Source organism: Eisenbergiella tayi (assembly GCF_001881565.1).
GTDB classification, from domain to species: Bacteria; Bacillota; Clostridia; order Lachnospirales; family Lachnospiraceae; genus Eisenbergiella; species Eisenbergiella tayi.
The window spans coordinates 117,798-118,013 of sequence record NZ_MPDJ01000016.1 but is presented as its reverse complement, the minus strand read 5'-3'; the positions used below and the strand labels follow the sequence as shown (position 1 = coordinate 118,013).

General features: G+C 40.7%; 1 pseudogene. It reads right to left on the bottom strand.

From position 1 onward, the window contains the following. A pseudogene (locus BLA28_RS34035) lies at positions 1–216 on the bottom strand (hypothetical protein); the annotation flags it as partial.

Below are 216 nucleotides of genomic sequence, written 5' to 3'. Positions count from 1 at the left end.
TCCACTACAATATCTGTAACAAGCAGAGAACCTTCTGCCGCAATCCTCGTACTGTCATTGGGAATTACCTGCTTAATAGTCACTCTTTTTCCCAAAAGAAGTGACAGGAACCGGTTCAGCCTGCCAGTGTAATATTCAGGAATTATGATTTCTTTGGAAAAGGAATCGTATAGTACCTGTGTCTTATACAAATCTAGTTGGGTATAAGAGACAGCC